This is a genomic window from Endobacterium cereale, from assembly GCF_009617585.1.
Classification (GTDB): Bacteria; Pseudomonadota; Alphaproteobacteria; order Rhizobiales; family Rhizobiaceae; genus Neorhizobium; species Neorhizobium cereale.
The window spans coordinates 33,648-54,664 of record NZ_WIXI01000038.1 but is presented as its reverse complement, the minus strand read 5'-3'; the positions used below and the strand labels follow the sequence as shown (position 1 = coordinate 54,664).

Below are 21,017 nucleotides of genomic sequence, written 5' to 3'. Positions count from 1 at the left end.
TGTGGCCGCCGCGATGTTTTTCTGCGGTAGCGTGCCGAACATTGCGCGGGCAGCTGGCGTACCAGCAGCGGAATGGGACGCCTACAAGGCGAAGTTCCTGGATGGCAACGGACGTATCATCGACAACGGCAATGGCAATATCAGCCACAGTGAAGGTCAGGGGTATGGCCTGATCCTCGCTTATCTTGCCAATGATCCCGCCGATTTCGAAAAAATTTGGTCTTTCACCCGCACCGAGCTTCTGTTGCGGGATGATGGTCTTGCCGTCTGGAAATGGGATCCGGATGCAAAGCCGCATGTGATTGATACCAACAACGCTTCCGATGGCGACCTCCTGATCGCCTACGGTCTGGCGCTTGGCGGTGCCGCATGGAACAGGTCGGACTACACGTCCGCTGCGCGGATCATTGCCCGCAGTCTGTTGAAGAATGCGGTGATCGATCATGCCGGTCGCACCGTGCTCTTGCCGGGTATTGAAGGTTTCGGGGCGGGCGACCGCGAGGATGGGCCGATCGTCAATCCGTCCTACTGGGTTTATGAAGCGCTGCCGATCATGAACATGCTCGCCCCATCCGACCGTTGGCAAAAACTCGCAGACGACGGGCAGCTGCTTCTACGGGCAATGCGGTTCGGCCCACGTCATCTGCCGGCCGATTGGGTCAGTCTCGCGCGTCAACCCAAGCCGGCCGAAGGGTTTGCACCGGAATATGGTTATAATGCCGTGCGTGTTCCACTTTATCTCGTGCGTGCCGGCATAACCGATCGTGCTTTGCTCACCTGGCTTGCCGATGCGACCACGGTTTCACCGGGTGCGACAGGCACGTTCGATGTCGTCACCGGTGACGTCAAGGAAACCTTGTCTGATCCCGGCTATCGTCTCGTTCATCAGCTTACTGCCTGTGTGGTAGATGGTAAGAAACTGGCGGACGATGTTCGCCGATTCGAACCCGTTCTTTATTATCCGTCCACGCTCCATTTGTTGGGTATGGCCTTCATTGCAGAGAAGCATCCGGAATGCCTATGAGAAAGGTTCTTGCAGCAACAGTGGCAGTGATGGCCGTGGCGGTAGCCGTCTACGGGCTGAACGACCCTTACGCCTTGCGCGACCGTTTTTCCTCTGCCGATAGCGCTTTGAACGATCCGGCGCCGAAGCTCATGGTAATGGGTCGTGTTCGCGGGCCGGATGGCCAGCCTGTTGTACCACACGATGTCGACATGCATTCCGGTCCTACCGGATCGACCACCGAAGCGCCCCTGCAACTGACCCAGGCGGACACGGGTTTGCCGGCTCAGACTCCTGTTCAGCCACCAGTGACCTCACCGGCTGCCGGTTCGTCGCAGAGCAGCCGCCCCCAAGTCGATGAAAGCGCGCTCCGTTATTTCGCGGCCCGAAACGATCAGGCCCGTCTGCAGGCGGAAATTTCCCGGCTTCGCGCGCTTTATCCGGATTGGACGCCGCCGACCGATCCACTCGCTGTGCCGCAGAATGGCGATTCGCAGCTCGAGGGCATGTGGCGTCTTTATGCCGATGGCCGTTTTGCAGAGTTGCGCAAAGCGATTGCCGATCGTCGCGCCACTGACACGGCATGGCAGCCGCCGGCTGATCTGCTTGAGCGCCTCGACGTTGCCGAGGCACGTGCTCGCCTCATCAATGCGTCCGATCTCAAGCAGTATCAGACAGTGGTCGAGATAGGCGCTGGAACGTCGGCGCTTCTGACCTGCGCGGAAGTCGATGTCCTTTGGCGCATCGCCGAAGCCTTTGCCGAAACCGAACGGGACGGGCGGGCAAGGGATGCCTATAACTACGTTCTGAAGAATTGCACCAATCCGCAGGAGCGGCTGGCGACGGTACAGAAGGCGTCGGCCGTGCTTGACTATGCGGGCATGCAGGATCTCCTGTCGTCTGAACATCGCAACGAAGACGGATCTGGTGAGTTCGACGGTCTTCGTGATGACTTGTCGCGCCGTTTTGTTGCAGAGGCGAACGAAAATACCGAAATACGGATTGCTGAAACCTACGTAGAACGCGTCGAAAAACTCGCAGACGAAGGCAAGCTGGCATCAGACGCGCTTCTTGTCGGCTGGTATCGCCTGCGTCGTGACGACACGGATGCGGCTGAAAAATGGTTCCGCATGGCGCGCGATCGAGAGGATTCCGCCTCGGCTTCGCAGGGGCTGGCCCTGTGCCTGATCGCGAAAAAATCTCCGCAGGAAGCGGAGGATGTGATGTATCGCTGGCGCGACGATTCCACAAATTCCAAGGATACCTATATGGCCGCCACGGCCAATCTTTTGGCCGTTATGCCGCCGCCCGTTCTGACCGAACCGGTACTTCAGCGCATTGCTGCCGAGGTGATCGAGGCCAAGGATGCGGCTTCGGCGCAGCAGTTTGGCTGGTATGCCCGCAATTTCAACCAGCCGCAGACAGCAGCCCGCTGGTTCGAAACAGCGCTCTCCTGGAAACCGGATGACGAACCCTCGGCCTATGGTCTCGTTCTGGCGCGCAACCAGTTGAACGATCGAGCCGGCGTTGCGGCTGTTCAGAGCCAGTGGCAGGGCCGCTCTGTGCGTATCGCCAATCTTGGTGAAACGACCGAGGAGACCTTGGCCGCACAGCGGATCGCGCAGGCGGGCGTCCAAACGGGGGTAAATCAACAGGCCGTCCAGTCGCCTGCTCAGCAATATGCGAGCCAGCCAGCCGTGAATGCGAATGCCCCACAGGTGATCACAACACAACGGCCGCCCACTCTGCCGACCTATGCCCCGGCACGCGTTCAACAGACATTGACGGCACCGGTGAGAAGATCTGCGCCTGCTGCCAGCCCTTCGAGGGGTGTGCGAACAGAGCGCGGCTGCACGACAACCATCGATCCCGAAGGTCTTGCGCCTGGTGCCGCCCTGTCACGTGGCTGGTGCCTGATGGAGCTGAACCGCCCTATGGAAGCGGCGGATGCTTTTGGTGTCGCCCTGAAGCGCGGATCGGGCGAGGTGCGGGAGGATGCAGCCTACGGCCAGTCGCTGGCGTATCTGCGTGTCGGCCTGACGGACAATGCGGCAGTGGCGGCAACCCAGGCGCCGCTTGCCCGCAAACGCGCCTCTGAACTGCAGGTGGCGATCCTGTCCAACCGGGCGACGGCCGCCTTTGATGCCGCCCGTTATCGTGATGCTCTGCTGTTCCTGGACCAACGCGCACAGCTGGAAACGGAGCGGGTCGACCTAATGGTCATGCGCGGTTACGCCTATCTCAATATCAAGCGATACGGTGATGCCATGCAAGTCTTCGAGGCTGCGGCGCAAACCGGAAATCGTGATGCTCTGCGCGGCCTTGCCGATGTCCGGGCCGCTCGCAACAACGATTACTGAGCCTTTATGACCCAATGCGACGCGCAGTTGCGATTGCGTGCTTCCCGCTCTGGTTTTGTGTTTTCCCGCTTCCTATCTTGCTGGTAATTGACCCGCTCCCTTTGCTTTGGTGGATGGTGCGATATCCCGTTCGAGACGCGAGGAAACATGACCGAAGTCGCAGCAGAAAACTCTGTCGAAAACCACGCATTCGAGGCCGATGTCGCCCGGTTGCTCCATATGATGGTGCATTCGGTCTATTCCGACCGTAACGTTTTTCTGCGCGAACTGATCTCCAATGCTGCGGATGCTTGCGAAAAGCTGCGTTATGAGGCGATTACCAACCCGTCGCTTGCCGGCGGCGATGGCGAAAATCGCATCACCCTGACGCTGGACGAGGAAGGGAAGCGGCTGACCATCGAGGATAACGGCATCGGCATGAGCCGCGCCGAGATGATCGAAGCGCTCGGCACCATTGCCCGGTCCGGTACCCGGGCCTTCATGGAGCGCATCGAAGCTGCAAAATCGGAAAAGAACTATAATGATACGCAGCTGATCGGCCAGTTCGGCGTCGGCTTCTATTCGTGCTTCATGGTAGCCGAAAAGGTGGATGTCGTTTCCCGCCGTGCCGGCAGCAGCGAGGCCTGGCGCTGGTCGTCCGACGGTAAGGGCAGCTACGCAATCGATGCTGTGGAACCCGTTGACGCTCCCGCGCGCGGCACCCGCATCACGCTGCATCTGCTCGATGATGCCGGCACCTATACTTCACGCTGGACGATTGAGAAAATCATCAAGGATCAGTCTGGTCACGTGCCTGTGCCGATCATGCTCGTCGAAAAACCCGGCGCCGAAGCAGTCCGCGTTACCGACGGTAGCGCTTTATGGACACGTTCCAAAAGCGAGATTTCCGCAGAGGAATATACCGATTTCTACCGCAGTCTGTCCGGCCAGTATGATGAGCCGGCGCTCAATGTGCATTTTCGCGCAGAAGGTCGCCACGAATACACGACGCTGGCTTTTGTGCCCGGCTCGCAGCCGTTCGACATGTTCGACCCGGACCGCAAGGGCCGGATGAAACTTTATGTGAAGCGCGTCTTCATCACGGACGATGCCGATCTCGTGCCGCGTTACCTCCGGTTCGTGCGTGGCCTGGTCGATACGTCGGACCTGCCGCTCAACATGTCTCGAGAGATGATCCAGGAAAGTCCGATCCTTTCTGCTATCCGCAAAGGCGTCACCAGCCGCGTCCTGACGGCGATCGAAAAGCTTGCCGAAAGTGATGCGGACGGGTTTGCAAAGCTCTGGGAAAATTTTGGACCAGTTCTGAAGGAAGGCATTTACGAGGATTTCGAGCGGCGTTCTCAGTTGCTTGCTCTGTCCCGCTTCCGCACCACGACAAGCGGCGAAGCCTTTCGTTCACTCGCCGATTACGTGCGTGATGCTAAGGACGAACAGAAAACGATCTATTATCTCACCGGAGGCAACCCTGATCAGTTACGCGCTTCACCGCAGCTCGAAGGTTTTCGCGCACGGGGGATCGAGGTTCTCCTGCTGACGGACTCGATCGACAGCTTCTGGGTGATGAACGCACCGGAATTCGAAGGCAAATCGTTCAAGTCGATCACACAAGGTGCGACCGATCTTTCGCAATTCTCCAAGCCGGAAGGCGAAGTGCAGGAAAAGCGGCCTGAAACGACAGCCGTCCTTGATGAGCTTATCGCATTTGCCAAGCTGCGACTGACCGATGCCGTCTCGGATGTGCGGGTCTCGGATCGACTGACCGAAAGTGCCGTTTGCCTTGTTGCGTCCGAAGGCGGTTATGATCGCCAGCTGGAAAAAATTCTTCACGGGGCCGGTCGTATCGAGGGTGCAAGCCGTCCTGTTCTGGAAATCAACGCGGATCACAGTCTTGTCCAGGCTATTGCTGCAAAAACGGATGATCAGGTTTTGCGCGAGGATGCGGTGCTTCTTCTTCTCGATCAGGCCCGTATCCTCGACGGCGACAAGCCGGAAGAGCCACGCGCCTTTGCAGAACGGCTTCAGCGCGTTTTCGAACGCGCTTTGCGATAAGCGTGCTGGTGCGGCCTTGCCACACGACAAGACCGTGAAAGGGTGATAAATGGTGATGGCTGCAATGCGTGAGGCGATTTGCAGCCACATATTCGGATGTTTATATACAGCGCCTGAAAACATGTAGAGACATGGACGTGCACCCGCCGTCCCTTTGACGGCATCCCATGGAAAAAAGCCTTCTCCGTTACATCTGGAGACACACACGACGGCAGCAGCTGTTCATCTTGACCATCGTGGCGGCGTCCATGGTGCCGTATTTCCTTGCCTTCGATTTGCCGAAGCAGATCATCAACGGCCCGATCCAGGGTGGCGGCTTCGAGAGCGAAGGTGCGACCCAAGCCTACATGGATTTTGCCGTCACGCTGCCGTGGTTAGGCACGATTTTCCAGTTCGACGGCATCTCGCTTGACCGTTTGGAGACGCTGGGCGCGTTGTCGGGCGTTTTCCTGCTGCTGGTGATCATCAACGGGCTCTTCAAATATTACATCAACACTTTCAAGGGCCGGCTCGGAGAACGCCTTCTGCGCCGCATTCGCTATCAGCTTGTCGACCGCATCCTGCGTTTTCCGCCAAGTTACCTGAAGAGGGTCCATGCCGCTGAGGTGTCGAGCATGGTCAAGGACGAGGTCGAGCCTTTCGGTGGCTTTACCGGGGATGCATTTGTTCAGCCCGCCATGCTCGGCGGTCAGGCGATCGCGGCGCTTTTCTTTATCATGGTGCAGAATTTCTGGCTGGGCATGATCGCTGCAACCATGGTGGCCATTCAGGTCGGCATCATCCCGAAAATGCGTCATCGCCTGATCGAACTCGGCCGCCAGCGACAGGTCACGGCCCGTCATTTTGCCGGCAAGGTCAGCGAGATCGTCGAGGGCATCAGCACCATCCACGCCTTCGATACCTCGAACTACGAGCGGGCGGATGTTTCCCATCGTCTCGGTCATATCTTCAAGATTCGCTACGATCTTTACCAGTGGAAATTTCTCGTCAAGTTCGTCAACAACTTCCTCTCACAGCTGACGCCATTCCTGTTTTATTCGATTGGCGGTTATCTGACATTGCGCGGTAGCCTCGACGTTGGCCAGTTGATCGCCGTCATCAATGCCTACAAGGATCTGCCGGGCCCGCTGAAGGAACTGATCGACTGGGATCAGGCACGTCAGGACGTGCAGGTCAAATACGAACAGGTGCTGGAAGAGTTCGAGGCGCCAATGCTGATTGCGCCGGCTATTCATACGCTGGCGCCGAAATCGGAAGACAAGGCCTTTTCGCCGCTTGCGGCTGTCAACGTCACGATCGAGGATCAGAGTGGCGCGCGCGTTGCGGAGGGTGTGTCCGTCAAGTTCGAACGCGGCGAAACCATTGCCATTATCGACAACATGGGCAGCGGTGGCGAAGCTCTTGCTGAAGCCTTTGGCCGTGTCGTTTGGCCCGTTGCAGGCAAGATCACTCTTCAGGAAACGGATCTGCTCGAATTGCCGGAATCTGTTTCTGGACGAGCCATTTCCTATTCGGGCGCCGACAGCTATTTCTTCCACGGCACATTGAAGGACAATCTTCTTTATGGCCTGAGGCATGCGCCCCTATCGACCACGACCTATACGGGCCGCGACGCCACGCATCGGCGGTGGGAGATGCATGAGGCGCGAATGGCCGGCAATGTGGACTATGATCTCAATGCCGAATGGCTGGATCGTAACACCACCTCCGTCCGTAACGGCCAGAAAGATGACCTCAAGAACTCGCTGCTGGCGGCGCTCGATGCTGTTCAGCTTACGTCCGACATCATGGACCTTGCTCTTCATTCGACATTCGATCCTGAAGTCCATACCGATCTGGCTGCTCGTATTGTCGATATGCGCCATGCGCTTCGCTCGACGCTTGCGGCCAAGGGGCTGTCGCACCTTGTCGTGTTTTTCGAGCCCGATCGTTACAATATCGAGGCGAGTGTCGGTGAAAATCTTCTGTTCGGCACCATGCGACCCGGTGTGGGTAGCGAAAATTCGCTGCTCGACAGCGACTATTTCTACGATGTTCTGAGATCGGCATCGCTTCTGGAGCCTTTGTTCGACATGGGAACGGCAATCGCTGAAAACCTTGTCGATATCTTTGGCAGCCTGCCGGAGGATCACCCGTTCTTCCAGCAGATGATTACGCTGACAGCCGATGAAATCGATGTCTACGAACAGTTGCTGCTTCGCTTCAAGGAACGCCCGGAAGGCGTTCGACCGAACCGTGATGAACTGCATGCGATGCTGCGTTTGAGTTTCAACTATGTGGAGCTGCGGTATCGTTTCGGCCTTCTCACGCCGGAGCTATCGGAAAAAATCGTCAAGGCGCGCGATCTGCTGCACGACAAGTTACCGGCGCATCTTGCCGGGCTTATTGAACGTTACGATCCGCATCGCTATATCGCGCTTGCCAGCCTGCGCGAAAACATTCTGTTCGGCAAACTCAGTCATCGTATCGCCGATGCAGGGGAACAAATTCGTGCGGTCGCGTCCGGTGTGATGCATGAAAAAGATCTGTATGCCAGTTTCCTTGGCGTGGGACTGGAATTTGATATCGGTGCTGGTGGCCGGCGCCTGACATTGGTGCAGCGCCAGAAGCTGAATGTGGCGCGCTCACTAATCCGCAGATCGGATTTCTACGTTTTCAACAGGGCATTGCCGGGCCTTGATCGACGTGTCCAAAACGAGATCGTTAAAAACGTAGTAGATTTTCTAAAGGAACAGGATCATGATCCTGCGATTATATGGGTACTTTCGAACACTTCCCTCGCTCGTTTGTTCAAGAGGGTGGTGGTCTTCGACAGAGGCTCGATCGCAGATGATGGAACATTCGAGACTCTCGAGCAGGAAAGTGGTATATTCAAGACGCTGGTAGCCTAGGAGAGGGTTGCCAAGCACAGCTGAGCGGTGGTGACAACGATGTTACTGAAGGAAGAAGTACAGCTTTTGCGCCGGATACCTTACTTTGCGAAGGTGGATCCGTGTCGTCTCAAGTTGCTGGCCTTCGCATCCAGCAGGGTCAGTTATGACGCCAACCAGGAACTCTTTCATCAGGGTGATGCTGGCGATTGCGCCTATGTGCTTTTGAGCGGCAGCGCCGATATCATCATGGAAGCCCCGGACGGCGAAGTGAAGATTGGTGATGTCAAGGGCGATTGCATCGTCGGCGAAGTGTGCCTTCTGTGTGATGGCGTCCGTACTGCGACCGTGCGCACTACGACTCCGGTCGAAGCCTTGAAAATCTGCAAGGACGCCTTCTCCAAAGTCCTGATCGATCCAGGCGTTACGCGTGAAGTGACCCGTGCATTTGCCGAGCAGCTGCATCGTACGACCAGCGAACTTGATCGCACCCGCGCCGGTCAACGCCAGTTGGTCAACTGATCCTCAAGCCGTCTTGCGGTAATAAAAATAACGGCCTTCTTCCACGCTCGGCAGACGTGGAAGTTCTTCCAATTGGGGATGCGATAGCGGAAGGCCGCTGACGGCCGCGCCGCCTTCAGCTAGCATGCCTGCCACCATGTCCGGCAACCATTGCAGGGTGATGGCGTCCTTGTCCGCATAACCGGTGCCGATATCGGCATGCACCAGCGCAGCCTTCGTTCCGACGAAAGTCTGGCCGGTTTCGCGGATTTCTCCCTCGATGAAATCACCAGCTGCCGGCGCAAGCGTCTTGTGAGCCGCGAACTGACGGTCAAATGCCACGACGCGACGATCTGAAAAGTTTTCGCGCAGATGGCTGTAGGTACGGCCATTGCCGAGGCCCACTTCTAGCACGGCACCGTCCGGAAGATCGAGCACATCCCGAACATGATTGAGGATGTCACGCTGAGCAGACATACGGTTGATGAAGCTGTCGAGGCGGCTCATGAAAAATCCCTATGCTTTGACGATGTGCTCGGCTGCGATGGCGCGGCGTCCAAAGACGTTACGTGTATCGATGATCAAGGGTGACCATTCGGTGAGTGCCTGATAGTCCACGTCGTCATGGTCGGTGGCAACCAGCACAGCGTCATAGCTGCGGATGGTCACTTCGTTCCACTCGATCGATGTGCGACCGCGCAGATGGCCGTATTCCCGCGTCTGCGGAATTTCGCCGACAAAGGGATCGTAATAATCGAAATCGCCGCCACGTTCGAGGATGATCTCCATCAGCTTCAGCGAAGGGCTTTCCCTGATATCAGGAACGTTTTTTTTGTAAGAAAGGCCGAGGATCAGGATTTTCGAACGGCTGAGCGCTTTGCCGGCCTTGATGTCCAGTGCTTCCGCAAGCCGCGTGATCACGTGGCGCGGCATGGCGGTATTGATCTCGCCGGCAAGCTCAATGAAACGGGTCGGCTGGTCGTATTCCCGCGATTTCCAGGTCAGATAGAAGGGATCAATCGGAATGCAGTGGCCGCCGAGACCGGGTCCCGGGTAAAACGGCATATAACCGAACGGCTTGGTCTTGGCCGCGTCGATCACGTCCCAGACGTCGATCCCCATCGCCTCGTAGACGACCTTCAATTCGTTGACGAGGGCGATGTTGACGGCGCGAAAGATGTTTTCCGTCAGTTTCACGGCCTCAGCTGTGGCCGTCGAGGCCACGGGCACCACCGTCTTCACCACGGCGCCGTAAAAGGCCTGCATCATCCCGGTTGCCGCTTCGCCATCGCCAGCGACGATTTTCGGAATGGTTGAGGTTTCGAACTCGCGATTGCCGGGATCTTCGCGTTCCGGCGAATAACCGATGAAAAAATCCTCGCCTGAACGCAGGCCGGATTTTTCGAGGATCGGTTTCATCACCTCGTCGGTCGTGCCGGGATAGGTAGTGGATTCGAGAACAATCAACTGGCCGGGGCGCAGCGTTTCGGCAATCTTTTCGCAGGTCTTTTCCACGAAGGAGAGATCGGGGTCGCGATGATGCGTCAGCGGCGTCGGCACGCAGATGGCAATCACGTCGCAATCGCTCAATTGGGAAAAGTCGGTCGTTGCAGAAAACCGACCGGCCGCCGTCTCGCCCGCAAGAATATGGTCCGGCACCGCCTCGATGTAACTCTTGCCTGCTTCGATCGCCACCATTTTCCCCGGATCGATATCGAAGCCGGTGACGCGATAGCCGGCGCGCGCCATGGTCATGGCCAGCGGCAGGCCGACATAACCGAGGCCGATGACGCCGGCGCGGGCAGATTTGGATTGAATGGCAGCCAGAAGGGTGGAGGCCGGAAGGGCAGATGGAGTGCTGGTCACGGGGAAAGGAACCTGAATTTCGATGTCCTTCAGTTGAGTGTGTCGGGCCGAACTGTCAAGGGACGAGTGTGACGCAAGCCGGTCGTTGGCCTCTGCCTCACACTCGTTCAGGGCAATGAGGCTTGCATCCGGCTCGGCTCGGCGGCTATGCCTTTTTCCATGAAAATAGCCTTCCATGCGCCGCTGAAGTCGCCCAACCACCCGGTTCCATCCGGCGACCGCCTGATGGCGCGGCTGCTGATCGAGGCCTTGCGCCGCAGCGGTCACGAAGTCGAGATCGCGTCTGAATTTCGCTCCTTTTCCGCACAGCCGGACAATCTTCCGCAGTTGCAGAAGGAAGCTGCAGGTGAAATCGAACGAATCGATGCGGACTGGCGCCGGGACGGCGCACCGGATCTGTGGTTCTGTTATCACCCTTACTACAAGTCGCCGGACCTCCTCGGCCCGACGCTCTGCAAGGCGCATGGCGTGGTTTATGTCACGGCAGAAGCCTCTTATTCGCAGCGTCGTAATGGGCAGGGCTGGCAGGCGCATCAGGATCTTTTGGCTGATGCGTTGCAGTTCGCATCCGTGAACATCGGCTTCACCCGGCGTGATCTCGATGGCATTCGACAATCGGTAACCAGTGCGAGACTGGAACATCTCCCACCGTTCATAGATACCGCGGCATTTTCCGCGCAGGCTCCAAAACCAGAACCATTCCATCTCGTGACGGTGGCGATGATGCGTCCGGGTGACAAGCTCAGCAGTTATACCGCCCTTGCTGCCGCACTTGAGCCGCTGGACGACCTGCCCTGGAGACTTTTGATCATCGGTGATGGGCCAGCCCGCGACGAAGTGAAAACATTGTTTGCCGGATTCGGAACCGATCGTATCACCTGGCACGGCCAGTTGTCGGCGGATGATGTTGGCGGCGTGCTGGCCTCGGGCGCGGTCTATCTCTGGCCCGGCCATGGCGAAGCCTACGGGCTGGCCTATCTAGAAGCGCAGGCTGCCGGCTTGCCCGTCGTGGCTGAAAGCATCGCCGGCGTGCCGGAAGTCGTTGAACATGGCCGTACCGGAATTTTGACCGTCCCGGGCGACGTCGTGGCTTATTCAGCAGCCATCCGTCAGTTGCTGGTGAATGACGGCACGCGAACCGCCATGGCAGGCGCGGCCAGAGATTTTGTCCTCACCGAACGCTCGCTGGATGGTGCCGCCCGTCGCCTTGAAACCATACTGAAAACCCATCTGGAATGTTTGCGATGACCGAACGACTGTTGATCGAAACGCTGGATAGGCTCGCTTCAAACGGCGAATATGTCGATCTGTGGCTGCGAGATGATGATTGTATCGAGCCGACGGAAGCGCTGGATGCTTTTCTCGGGGCTGCCGCGCGCCAAAAAATGCCGGTAACGCTTGCCGTCATTCCCGCCCATACCGGCGAGGCACTGGCAAAACGTCTGGAAAGCGAGCCGGATGTGCTGGTCACGGTACATGGCTGGTCGCATGAAAATCATGCGCCAGCGGCTGAGAAGAAGCGTGAACTGGGGCTCGATCGGCCGATCGAGGTGATCGAGGGACAGCTTCGAGAAGGACTGGAAAAACTCACCCGTCTTCACGAAAAACGGCTGTTTCCCATGCTGGTGCCGCCGTGGAACCGTATTGATCCGGCCGTGATCGAACGGTTGCCGGGGCTTGGTTTCAACTCGCTCTCCACCTTCGGGCCGGAAAAACCCGCCGCAGTGCCGATGCTCAACACCCATGTCGATGTCATCGACTGGCACGGAACCCGGGGCGGTCGCGATCCCGATCTGCTGTTTGCCGAAACGGCGGCGCTTTGCCGACCGGGTGGGGCGATCGGCATGCTCACCCATCATCTCGTGCATGACGATGTGGTTGCCGATTTCCTCGATCGCCTTTTTGGCCTGACGGCCAGTCATTCGGGTTGCCGCTGGCGGTCCGCCGCGGACATTCTGGCTTCACCAGCTTTTCCAGCCGATCAAGAAGCTTGAGGCACCACCTTCGGCCTTTTTGACCGCATCCAGAACGTCCGCCATCGGCGCCTGTTGCTGCAGGTTGGCGGCCACGAAGCCGCTATCCGGCACGGTCACTGCGCATAGCCGCGCCAGAAGCGTAAATATCACCGGTCCAGTGGCCCACCAGGCGGGTGCGCCCGGCAGTTCGGCCATCACCCCCGGTAACGCATCAACGAGAATATCGAAGAGTGGATGTTTTGGCGGCGCGGCGATGAAGGAGTTTGTCAGAAGCAGGCTGTCGCTGCCCAAACTACGTGGCGTCTGCTCGGCAAGCGCCGAGAGGCCAACCAGCGGCAGAAAGGCATCGAAACCGATATCCATGCGCGCCGGGTACCAGTCGCAGTCGAGATAGATGCCACCCTCCCGGGCGAGGATCAGGTAGCGCGCCACATCGACGGCGCCGGGAAAATCACCGTCATCGAGAAAGGCGCGGAACACCGCATTGTCGTAGACGCCGATGGCGCGGATATCGTCCTCGCGCCACAGCCTGTACCCATAACCGGTCGCTTCAGCGTGCTTTTGCCATGCCACTGTCGCCACCGGAACCGGCATCAAGCCGATCCAGATCTGGTGAATGGTTCGAGGCACGGGCCTGCCGTTCATGGCCGCCATGTTTCGCCGTGCAGCCTCGTCGATGCGGAAATGCCGTGTCATCCGCTCTGCTTCCGGCACGAGATGATATTGCAGACCGATACGAGCGACCGCGTCTCCTTCTGCCTTGGCTAGCTTCAAAAAGGCAGAATGCAGTTTGCGTGGCATGCCCAGCTGCGTCAGCGGCCCAAGTGTCGTCACCGATTGCGGCGTCAGAGCTGACCGCATCTCTTCGAGTGCATCCCGCGCCTCGGCGAAACGCTTTTCCGCGATCAGCGATCTTGCAATCTGCAATGCCGCCTTTTCATCCTGGCCGATACTCACGTCATCACGCTCCAGTTGCCGCGTTTCATGCTATTGCGGCTACGATGTTTGCTGCCCGACGGTCAAACGCTTTCAATCGCCGGGAACCAACTGTTGTTTTGCGATTTCTGTTACATGGACAGAGTAAGCCTGCGTGCTATAGGCTGCCTGAAGCGCATACTACACCAGTCATCATCCCCATGAATCCTACGGGGTATCAGGATAAAACAGTGACCGAACGCCACGATTTGCTGCGTGCCGAAAATCTGAGCGTGTCGTTCCCGTTCTACGGCGGACGTATCGAGGCGATCCGCAATTTCAGCCTGCGCATTTCGCCCGGCAAGGTTACCGCGCTTGTCGGCGAATCCGGTTCCGGAAAATCCGTTTTCGGCCGTACGATCATGGATATCGAATCCGCTTCGGCACAGATCGGCGGCAATGTGCTGTTCAACGATCCGGCCGGCACGGAGGGGCCGATCGATCTCCTTGCTTTGCCGCATGACGGTCGAAAGATCCGGTCGATCCGTGGCAATCGCATCGGCATGATCTTTCAGGAGCCGATGGTGTCCTTTTCGCCGCTGCATACGATCGGCAACCAGATCGAGGAAGCGCTGAAGACCCATACGATCCTGTCTCCGGCAGAACGGCATGAACGCATCATCGAAATGCTCGGCCTTGTCGGCTTTGCCAAGCCGAACAAGGTGTTTGGCATGTATCCGTTCGAGCTTTCCGGTGGCATGCGTCAGCGCGCGATGATCGCCATGGCGCTGATTTGCCGGCCGGCGTTGCTGATCGCGGACGAGCCGACGACAGCACTCGATGTCACCATTCAGGCACAGATCATCAAGCTTCTGAAGGATCTGCAGTCGCGTTTCGACATGGCCATGCTGCTGATCACCCATGATCTCGGTGTGGTCGCCAATCTCGCCGACGAGGTCGTGGTGGTTTATCGCGGCGAGGTCATGGAGGCCGGTCCGGTCGACGAGATTTTCCGCAATCCGCAACATCCCTATCTCAAGGGCCTGATGGCCGCCGTTCCGCATTTCGACATGCAGCCAAGCGAGCGCCTCAAGCCGCTGCGCGACATCGGCGTCGATGGTAGTCGCATGCTGGCCAAGAAAAAGGCAGCAGCCGAGCCCGATCCGATGCGCCCCCGTTCCGATATTCTCTTGTCGGTGCGCAATGTCAGCAAGTCGTTCACCGCTCGCCGTTCTGGTTTCTTCGGCCTCGGTACGCCGGAAAAAACCTTGGCGGTCAACGATGTCAGCTTCGATATCATGCGTGGCGAAAGCCTCGGCCTTGTCGGTGAAAGCGGCTGCGGCAAGACCACGCTCAGCAAGATTTTGATGCGCGGGCTGAGTGCGGATACGGGTTCCGTGATCTTCAATGGTGCCGAAGGTCCCGTCGATGTTCTGCACGCCGAAAAAGACGATCTCAAAATTCTGCGCCGAAAGGTGCAGATGGTGTTTCAGGATCCCGTTTCATCGCTTTCGCCGCGCATGACGGTGCGCAACATCATTGGCGAGCCCTTGCAGATCCACGAAAAGGGTGACGCCGAAAAACGCACCCGCATCGTTGAGGCACTCACCAGCGCCATCGGGCTGGAGCGCAGTGCACTCAGCCGCTACCCGCACAGTTTTTCCGGTGGCCAGCGCCAGCGTATCGGCATTGCGCGTGCCTTGGCTCTTGGCCCTGAGTTGCTGATCTGCGACGAGCCGGTCTCGGCACTCGATGTGTCGATCCAGGCGCAGATCCTCAATCTCCTGAAGGACCTCAAGAAGGAACTCGGCCTCACTTACCTGTTCATCTCGCACAATCTCGCGGTGGTGAACTACATGGCCGATCGGGTCGCCGTCATGTATGCTGGCCGCATCGTTGAGATCGGCCCGGTCGAAACGATCATGCGCTGCCCGGTTCATCCCTATACTAAAAAACTGCTGGCCGCCGTCCCTTATCCGGATCTTGATCGCCCGCTCGATTACGCGACAGTGGGCAGCGCCTTGAGGCGCCCGAAATGGGATGCGCCGTTCGATGATGAAGATCGACCGGAAAGTCTTGCCCATGCCGATCTCGGCGAGGGGCATTTTGTGCTTGCACAGCGCAGTGTCGATGCCAGGGATTTGAGGGCCCAGGAGTTGTCGGCAAGGGAGTTGCGGCAATGATCACCCGCCGTACCCTGTTGTCACTTCTTGCGTCTTCCGCTGCCGTGCCCTTCGCGCGGGCCGCGGAGACAGAGGCCAATATTGCGGCATCCTCCGTCCCGCCCGGCCCACCCAAAGCAGCACGCGTCATCAATCTGGCAGCACTCGGCCGCGAACCCGGAAAACAGGGCGGCACGGCACGCATGCTGATCGGCGGCCAGCGCGATATTCGCCTGATGCCCATTAACGGTTATGCGCGGCTGATCGGCTACGACGAACACCTCAATCCCCTGCCGGACCTGTTGGAGAAATACGAGGTCGAGCATTCGCAGGTTTTCACCTTCCATCTGCGAGAAGGACATCGTTGGTCGGATGGCAGCCCGTTCACGGCGGAGGATTTCCGCTATGTCTGGGAGGACATGTTCCAGAACAAGGAACTGCATCGTGGCGGTGTGCCAGCCGAATTGAAGGTCGATGGCGCGGAACCGCGTTTCGAAATCCTCGATGAACGCACAGTGCGCTATTCCTGGGATAAGCCCAATCCGGATTTCCTGGCGCAACAGGCTGCCCCTTCGCCCACAAGGCTGATGATGCCGTCAGCCTACATGAAGCAGTTCCATCCGAAATATCAGGATGCGGACATGCTGGCAAAACTGATCAAGAAGAACCGTGTCGATGACTGGTCGTCCCTGCACCAGTTCATGGGGCGTACCGTGCGGCCGGAAAATCCCGACCTGCCGACGCTGGAGCCTTGGTGCCCGCGCACCAAGCCGCCGGCGCAGCAATTCATCTTCGAGCGCAATCCGCATTTCCATCGGGTCGATGAAAACGGCGTGCAATTGCCGTACATTGAAAAATTCGTGCTCAATGTCAGTTCGCCGGGTCTGATCGCCGCCAAGGCCGGTTCAGGCGAAAGCGAGCTGCAGATAGCTAATATCGATTTTGCCGATTACACATTCCTGAAAAGCTCGGAAAAGCGCTTTCCGGTTCACGTCAATCTGTGGAAACGAACGCAGGGCTCGCGCATCGCGCTGATGCCCAATCTCAACTGCAAGGACGAGGTCTGGCGCAAGCTGTTCTGGGATGTTCGGTTCCGGCGTGCATTGTCGTTGGCGATCGATCGCAGCGAAATCAACAAAGCGGTATTTTACGGCATCGCCAAGGAAAGCGCCAATGCGGTTTTGCCGGAGAGCCGGCTTTATCGTCCTGAATATGCGCAGGCCTATGCTGCCTACGATCCGGAAACCGCAAACCGTCTGCTCGATGAATTGGGGCTCGATCGGCGCAACGAAAAAGGCCTGCGGCTTCTATCTGATGGTCGCGTTGCCCACATCACCATCGAATCCGCCGGTGAAGATTCCTTCGAAAGCGATGTGTTGGAACTGGTCGCCGATCATCTCTTCAAGATTGGCATCGCGATCCATACGAGAGCCACGCAAAGGGAATTGTTCAGACGCCGCATTCGTGGCGGCGACACGATCATGTCCGTCTGGCAGGGGCTGGATAACGGCGTGCCCACCGCCGATATGTCACCGCAGGAACTGGCGCCGACCTCGGACGATCAGGTGTTTTGGCCGAACTGGGGTCTGAATTATCTTTCCGGCGGCGGAGATGGCAATCCGCCCGACATGCCGGAAGCGAAACAGTTGCTCGACCTCCTGAAGGAATGGCGCCGCAGTGGCGAGACCAGCGAGCGCGAGGAGATCTGGCACAAGATGCTATCGATCTTTACGCAGCAGGTTTTCACCATTGGCATCGTCAATGCGGCGTTGCAGCCGGTGGTCAGTTCGTCGAGGTTACGCAACATGCCTTCGCGTGGGCTGTTCTGTTTCGATCCCTATTCCTATCTCGGTGTCTATATGCCGGATACGTTCTGGTTCGGGGAGAGTGCCTGATGCTGCGTTACATTCTCTGGCGCATCCTGGTGATGATCCCGACCCTGCTTCTGATTTCGATGCTGGTCTTCACCATTATCGAATTGCCGCCAGGCGATTATTTCGAAAGCTATATCGAGGAACTGCGGGCCATCGGCGAAAAGGCCGATCTGCAGGAGATCGAGGAGCTGCGGGCGCGTTACGGTTACGACAAGCCGATTCCGATCCGTTACCTCAACTGGGTCGGTGGCATGCTCGTCGGTGATTTCGGGTATTCCTTCGAATACCGCCTGCCGGTCAGCGAAGTTGTAGGCGATCGGTTGTGGCTGACGGTTCTGGTGTCTTTCGTCACCATCGCGCTCACATGGATCATCGCCTTCCCGATCGGCGTCTATTCGGCCACCCGCCAGTATAGCTGGGGTGACTATGGGCTGACGCTGTTCGGCCTTATCGGCATCGCCGTGCCGAACTTCATCTTTGCGCTGATCCTGATGTATTTCGCCAATATGTGGTTCGGCACCACGATCGGCCATCTGATGGATCAGAAATATCTCAACCAGCCGATGAGCTGGGACAAGTTTTGGTCGATCCTGGAGCATCTCTGGATCCCGGTCATCATCATCGGTACGGCCGGAACGGCCTCGATGGTACGCCGTCTGCGCGCCAACCTGCTCGACGAGTTGCAGAAGCAATATGTCATGACGGCGCGAGCAAAAGGCCTGCATCCGATGAAGGTGCTGGTCAAATATCCGCTGCGCATGTCGCTCAACTTCTTCATCTCGGATATCGGCTCCATCCTGCCATCGATCATCTCAGGCGCGGAAATCACCGCCGTCGTTCTTTCGCTGGAAACCACCGGCCCGATGCTGATCAAGGCCCTGCAGAGCCAGGACATGTATCTCGCTGGTTCCTTCCTGATGTTTTTGGCCTTCCTGACGGTTATCGGCGTGCTGGTTTCGGATATCGCACTGGCACTGTTTGATCCGCGCATCCGTCTCAAGGGAGGGGCCACCAAGTGAAGCCTATGCTCCCGCAAAGCGGCCAGCCGCTCGACCATTACGTCTCGACGGCGCCGTTCGATCCTTACGCAACCGAAGCGGCAGCCAGCTCCAGCGCCTATACGGAGGCCTCGCAGCTGCGCCTTATGTGGTGGCGGTTCAAGCGTCACCGGCTGGCTCTGATCTCCGGCATTCTGTTGGCTTTCGCCTATCTGTCGATCATCATCGTCGAGTTTCTGGCGCCCTATAACCTGCATACCCGCAATATCGACAGCATCTATTCGCCGCCGCAATCGGTGCATCTCTTTCATGAAGGCGATTTCGTCGGTCCTTTCGTTTACAAGCAGCATATGCAGCTCGATATGACGACGCTGAAGCGTGTTTATAGCGACACCAACATCGTCCAGCCGCTGCGTTTCTTCTGCAAGGGAGATGACTACCATTTCTGGGGCCTGTTCGGCGCCGACCGTCACCTCGTCTGCCCGGCAGAAGGTGGCGATTTCTTCCTGCTCGGCACCGATCGCCTCGGTCGCGATGTGCTCTCACGCATTCTTTATGGCGCGCGCATCTCCCTCACGATCGGTCTGCTCGGCATCACCACCAGCTTCATTCTCGGTATTGTGATCGGTGGCCTTGCCGGTTATCGCGGCGGCGTGTTCGATCTCATCGTCCAGCGCATCATCGAGGTCTTGCAGTCCATCCCCAGCATCCCATTATGGCTGGCGCTTGCCGCCATCATGCCGCTCACCTGGAGCCCGCTCCTGATCTATCTCGGCATCACGTTCATCCTCGGCCTGTTGGATTGGACGGGCTTGGCGAGAGCGGTTCGCTCAAAGCTTTTTTCCCTGCGCGAGGAGGACTATGTCCTTGCCGCGCAGCTGATGGGGGCGAGCAAGACGCGCATCATCGGTCGCCATCTCGTGCCCGGCTTCATGTCACATCTGATCGCCAGCGCCACGCTCGCCATCCCCGGCATGATCCTCGGAGAAACCACGCTAAGCTTCCTTGGACTTGGTCTGCGTGCACCGATCACAAGCTGGGGTGTCTTGCTCACGGAAGCGCGGACGGTTAACGTGATTGCCCTCTACCCATGGCTCCTCTTCCCGGTTATCCCGGTCATCGTAGTGATCCTGGCATTCAACTTTCTGGGAGACGGCTTGCGCGACGCAGCCGATCCCTACAAGTGACAAGCAACGCATTCGTATTATCTGTAACGAAAGACCCACATGACGCGCCGTCTCGATAACGCTCGCATCCTCATGTACAGCCATGACACATTCGGACTCGGCCATCTGCGCCGCTGTCGCGCCATCGCCCATTCGCTGGTCGAGGATTATCGTGGCCTCAACGTACTGATCATTTCCGGCGCCACGATCGCCGGCGCCTTCGATTATCGCGCGCGCGTCGATTTCGTGAAGATCCCTTCCGTCATCAAGCTGCGCAACGGCGAATACACGTCGATGGACCAGCATATCGATCTTCAGGAAACCCTGAAGATGCGCCAGTCGATCATTCGTCACACGGCCGAAACCTTCGATCCCGACATTTTTATCATCGACAAGGAGCCGCTCGGTCTGCGCGGTGAGGTCGAGGATACGCTGGCTTACCTGAAAACCCGCGGCACAAAGCTGGTTCTCGGCCTGCGCGAAGTCATGGATGCACCGCATCTGCTCGACAAGGAATGGCAGCGCAACGATGTGATGCGCAAGATCGGCCAGTATTACGACGATATCTGGGTTTATGGCCCACCTGAGTTCTATGATCCGCTGGTCGGCCTCGATGCGCCACAGAATGTCCGCTCGAAAATGAGTTTCGTCGGCTTTCTGCAACGCGCCGTCGGCGAGGGCGTGCAGTCCGATCACCGCCAGAAGGGCGATTACATTCTCGTCACTACAGGTGGCGGCGGTGATGGCGCCGATCTCGTTCAGGAAGTCATTGCCGGTTACGAAGCCGATCCGACCTTCACGCAAAAGGCACTGATTGTTCTTGGTCCCTATATGCCGGCGGAACAGCGCCACCGGCTGCAGGAAGCCGCCGCGCGTGTCGGTCCGCTCGAGGTGATCGAATTCGACAACCGCATGGAAGATCTGGTCGCCAATGCCAAGGCCGTCGTCGCCATGGGCGGTTACAACACCTATTGCGAAATCCTCTCCTTCGACAAACCGGCGCTGATCGTGCCACGCACCCAACCGCGCGAAGAGCAATTGATTCGTGCCCAGCGCGCCACCGAGCTTGGCCTCGTCACCATGCTGCTGCCGGAGGAATCGGCCGATCCCAAGCGTATGGCGCAGGCGTTGCGAACGCTTCTTGACCAGCCTGCACCTTCTGCCGGCGATCCAAGCCTCAGGCTTGAGGGGCTTGCCCATATCTCGTCCATGGTCGGCGACTGGATGAAGCGCCGTGATGGTGATCATCTCACGGTCGTGCAGGGCTGAACCCTCCC

At 58.1% G+C, this 21,017-nt stretch carries 15 protein-coding genes; 12 read left to right on the top strand and 3 right to left on the bottom strand.

Going from position 1 to position 21,017, the window contains the following annotated elements; genetic code table 11:
- Positions 1-13 precede the first annotated feature (13 nt).
- The 5 genes from GAO09_RS07595 to GAO09_RS07575 all read left to right on the top strand — a co-directional run bounded on the left by GAO09_RS07595 (position 14) and on the right by GAO09_RS07575 (position 8,804).
- Complete coding sequence (locus tag GAO09_RS07595; protein ID WP_153353541.1) at positions 14-1,024, top strand: family 8 glycosyl hydrolase; 1,011 nt, start codon at positions 14-16, stop codon at positions 1,022-1,024.
- A complete protein-coding gene (locus GAO09_RS07590) occupies positions 1,021-3,363 on the top strand; it encodes a cellulose synthase (protein WP_153353540.1) in 2,343 nt (780 codons plus the stop codon). Before GAO09_RS07595 ends, GAO09_RS07590 begins: the two co-directional genes overlap by 4 nt.
- A gap of 147 nt (positions 3,364-3,510) precedes the next feature.
- Positions 3,511-5,412, top strand: a complete 1,902-nt coding sequence (gene htpG, locus GAO09_RS07585; protein WP_153353431.1) for a molecular chaperone HtpG — start codon at positions 3,511-3,513, stop codon at positions 5,410-5,412.
- Between the two features lie 167 nt (positions 5,413-5,579).
- A complete protein-coding gene (locus GAO09_RS07580) occupies positions 5,580-8,303 on the top strand; it encodes an ABC transporter transmembrane domain-containing protein (protein WP_153353430.1) in 2,724 nt (907 codons plus the stop codon).
- A 39-nt stretch (positions 8,304-8,342) separates the two neighbouring features.
- On the top strand, positions 8,343-8,804 hold the full coding sequence (locus GAO09_RS07575) for a cyclic nucleotide-binding domain-containing protein (RefSeq protein WP_153353429.1): 462 nt from the start codon (positions 8,343-8,345) through the stop codon (positions 8,802-8,804).
- 3 nt (positions 8,805-8,807) lie between these two features.
- Here the strand turns inward: GAO09_RS07575 and GAO09_RS07570 are convergent, their stop codons facing one another.
- Together GAO09_RS07570 and GAO09_RS07565 are read right to left on the bottom strand one after the other, a co-directional pair.
- Entirely contained in the window at positions 8,808-9,290 is a 483-nt protein-coding gene (locus GAO09_RS07570) for a class I SAM-dependent methyltransferase (protein WP_153353428.1), read from the bottom strand.
- Between the two features lie 9 nt (positions 9,291-9,299).
- Positions 9,300-10,610 (bottom strand): nucleotide sugar dehydrogenase, encoded by a 1,311-nt coding sequence (locus GAO09_RS07565; RefSeq protein ID WP_235937981.1) that lies wholly within the window; start codon positions 10,608-10,610, stop codon positions 9,300-9,302.
- A 198-nt stretch (positions 10,611-10,808) separates the two neighbouring features.
- Between GAO09_RS07565 and GAO09_RS07560 the strand changes: the two genes are divergently transcribed.
- Together GAO09_RS07560 and GAO09_RS07555 are read left to right on the top strand one after the other, a co-directional pair.
- Entirely contained in the window at positions 10,809-11,897 is a 1,089-nt protein-coding gene (locus GAO09_RS07560; RefSeq protein ID WP_153353426.1) for a glycosyltransferase family 4 protein, read from the top strand.
- On the top strand, positions 11,894-12,643 hold the full coding sequence (locus GAO09_RS07555; RefSeq protein WP_153353425.1) for a polysaccharide deacetylase family protein: 750 nt from the start codon (positions 11,894-11,896) through the stop codon (positions 12,641-12,643). The genes GAO09_RS07560 and GAO09_RS07555 overlap by 4 nt, the downstream gene beginning before the upstream one ends.
- Here the strand turns inward: GAO09_RS07555 and GAO09_RS30330 are convergent.
- Complete coding sequence (locus tag GAO09_RS30330) at positions 12,611-13,582, bottom strand: glycosyltransferase family 32 protein (RefSeq protein ID WP_153353424.1); 972 nt, start codon at positions 13,580-13,582, stop codon at positions 12,611-12,613. The two genes, GAO09_RS07555 and GAO09_RS30330, sit on opposite strands and share 33 nt — an antisense overlap.
- A 209-nt stretch (positions 13,583-13,791) precedes the next feature.
- Here GAO09_RS30330 and GAO09_RS07545 point away from each other — a divergent pair, with 209 nt between their 5' ends.
- From GAO09_RS07545 to GAO09_RS07525, 5 genes are read left to right on the top strand one after another with little or no spacing between them, the layout of a single operon-like run.
- Positions 13,792-15,723: an ABC transporter ATP-binding protein gene (locus GAO09_RS07545; protein ID WP_324184980.1), complete on the top strand. Its 1,932-nt coding sequence runs from the start codon at positions 13,792-13,794 to the stop codon at positions 15,721-15,723.
- A complete protein-coding gene (locus tag GAO09_RS07540; RefSeq protein WP_153353422.1) occupies positions 15,720-17,597 on the top strand; it encodes an ABC transporter substrate-binding protein in 1,878 nt (625 codons plus the stop codon). The genes GAO09_RS07545 and GAO09_RS07540 overlap by 4 nt, the downstream gene beginning before the upstream one ends.
- The gene (locus tag GAO09_RS07535) at positions 17,597-18,595 is read left to right on the top strand and encodes an ABC transporter permease (protein WP_153353421.1); all 999 of its coding nucleotides are present in this window, start codon (positions 17,597-17,599) and stop codon (positions 18,593-18,595) included. Before GAO09_RS07540 ends, GAO09_RS07535 begins: the two co-directional genes overlap by 1 nt.
- 5 nt (positions 18,596-18,600) lie before the next feature.
- Positions 18,601-19,761, top strand: coding sequence for an ABC transporter permease (locus GAO09_RS07530; protein WP_153353539.1), 1,161 nt, complete (start codon positions 18,601-18,603; stop codon positions 19,759-19,761).
- A 39-nt stretch (positions 19,762-19,800) separates the two neighbouring features.
- Positions 19,801-21,009, top strand: a complete 1,209-nt coding sequence (locus tag GAO09_RS07525; RefSeq protein WP_153353420.1) for a glycosyltransferase family protein — start codon at positions 19,801-19,803, stop codon at positions 21,007-21,009.
- Positions 21,010-21,017: the final 8 nt, after the last annotated feature.

Bases quoted from the DNA above. Each gene is read 5' to 3' on its own strand.
- GAO09_RS07595 (WP_153353541.1), top strand. From the start codon at position 14: ATGTTTTTCTGCGGTAGCGTGCCGAACATTGCGCGGGCAGCTGGCGTA.
- GAO09_RS07590 (WP_153353540.1), top strand. From the start codon at position 1,021: ATGAGAAAGGTTCTTGCAGCAACAGTGGCAGTGATGGCCGTGGCGGTA.
- htpG (WP_153353431.1), top strand. From the start codon at position 3,511: ATGACCGAAGTCGCAGCAGAAAACTCTGTCGAAAACCACGCATTCGAG.
- GAO09_RS07580 (WP_153353430.1), top strand. From the start codon at position 5,580: ATGGAAAAAAGCCTTCTCCGTTACATCTGGAGACACACACGACGGCAG.
- GAO09_RS07575 (WP_153353429.1), top strand. From the start codon at position 8,343: ATGTTACTGAAGGAAGAAGTACAGCTTTTGCGCCGGATACCTTACTTT.
- GAO09_RS07570 (WP_153353428.1), bottom strand. From the start codon at position 9,290: ATGAGCCGCCTCGACAGCTTCATCAACCGTATGTCTGCTCAGCGTGAC.
- GAO09_RS07560 (WP_153353426.1), top strand. From the start codon at position 10,809: ATGAAAATAGCCTTCCATGCGCCGCTGAAGTCGCCCAACCACCCGGTT.
- GAO09_RS07555 (WP_153353425.1), top strand. From the start codon at position 11,894: ATGACCGAACGACTGTTGATCGAAACGCTGGATAGGCTCGCTTCAAAC.
- GAO09_RS07540 (WP_153353422.1), top strand. From the start codon at position 15,720: ATGATCACCCGCCGTACCCTGTTGTCACTTCTTGCGTCTTCCGCTGCC.
- GAO09_RS07535 (WP_153353421.1), top strand. From the start codon at position 17,597: ATGCTGCGTTACATTCTCTGGCGCATCCTGGTGATGATCCCGACCCTG.
- GAO09_RS07530 (WP_153353539.1), top strand. From the start codon at position 18,601: ATGCTCCCGCAAAGCGGCCAGCCGCTCGACCATTACGTCTCGACGGCG.
- GAO09_RS07525 (WP_153353420.1), top strand. From the start codon at position 19,801: ATGACGCGCCGTCTCGATAACGCTCGCATCCTCATGTACAGCCATGAC.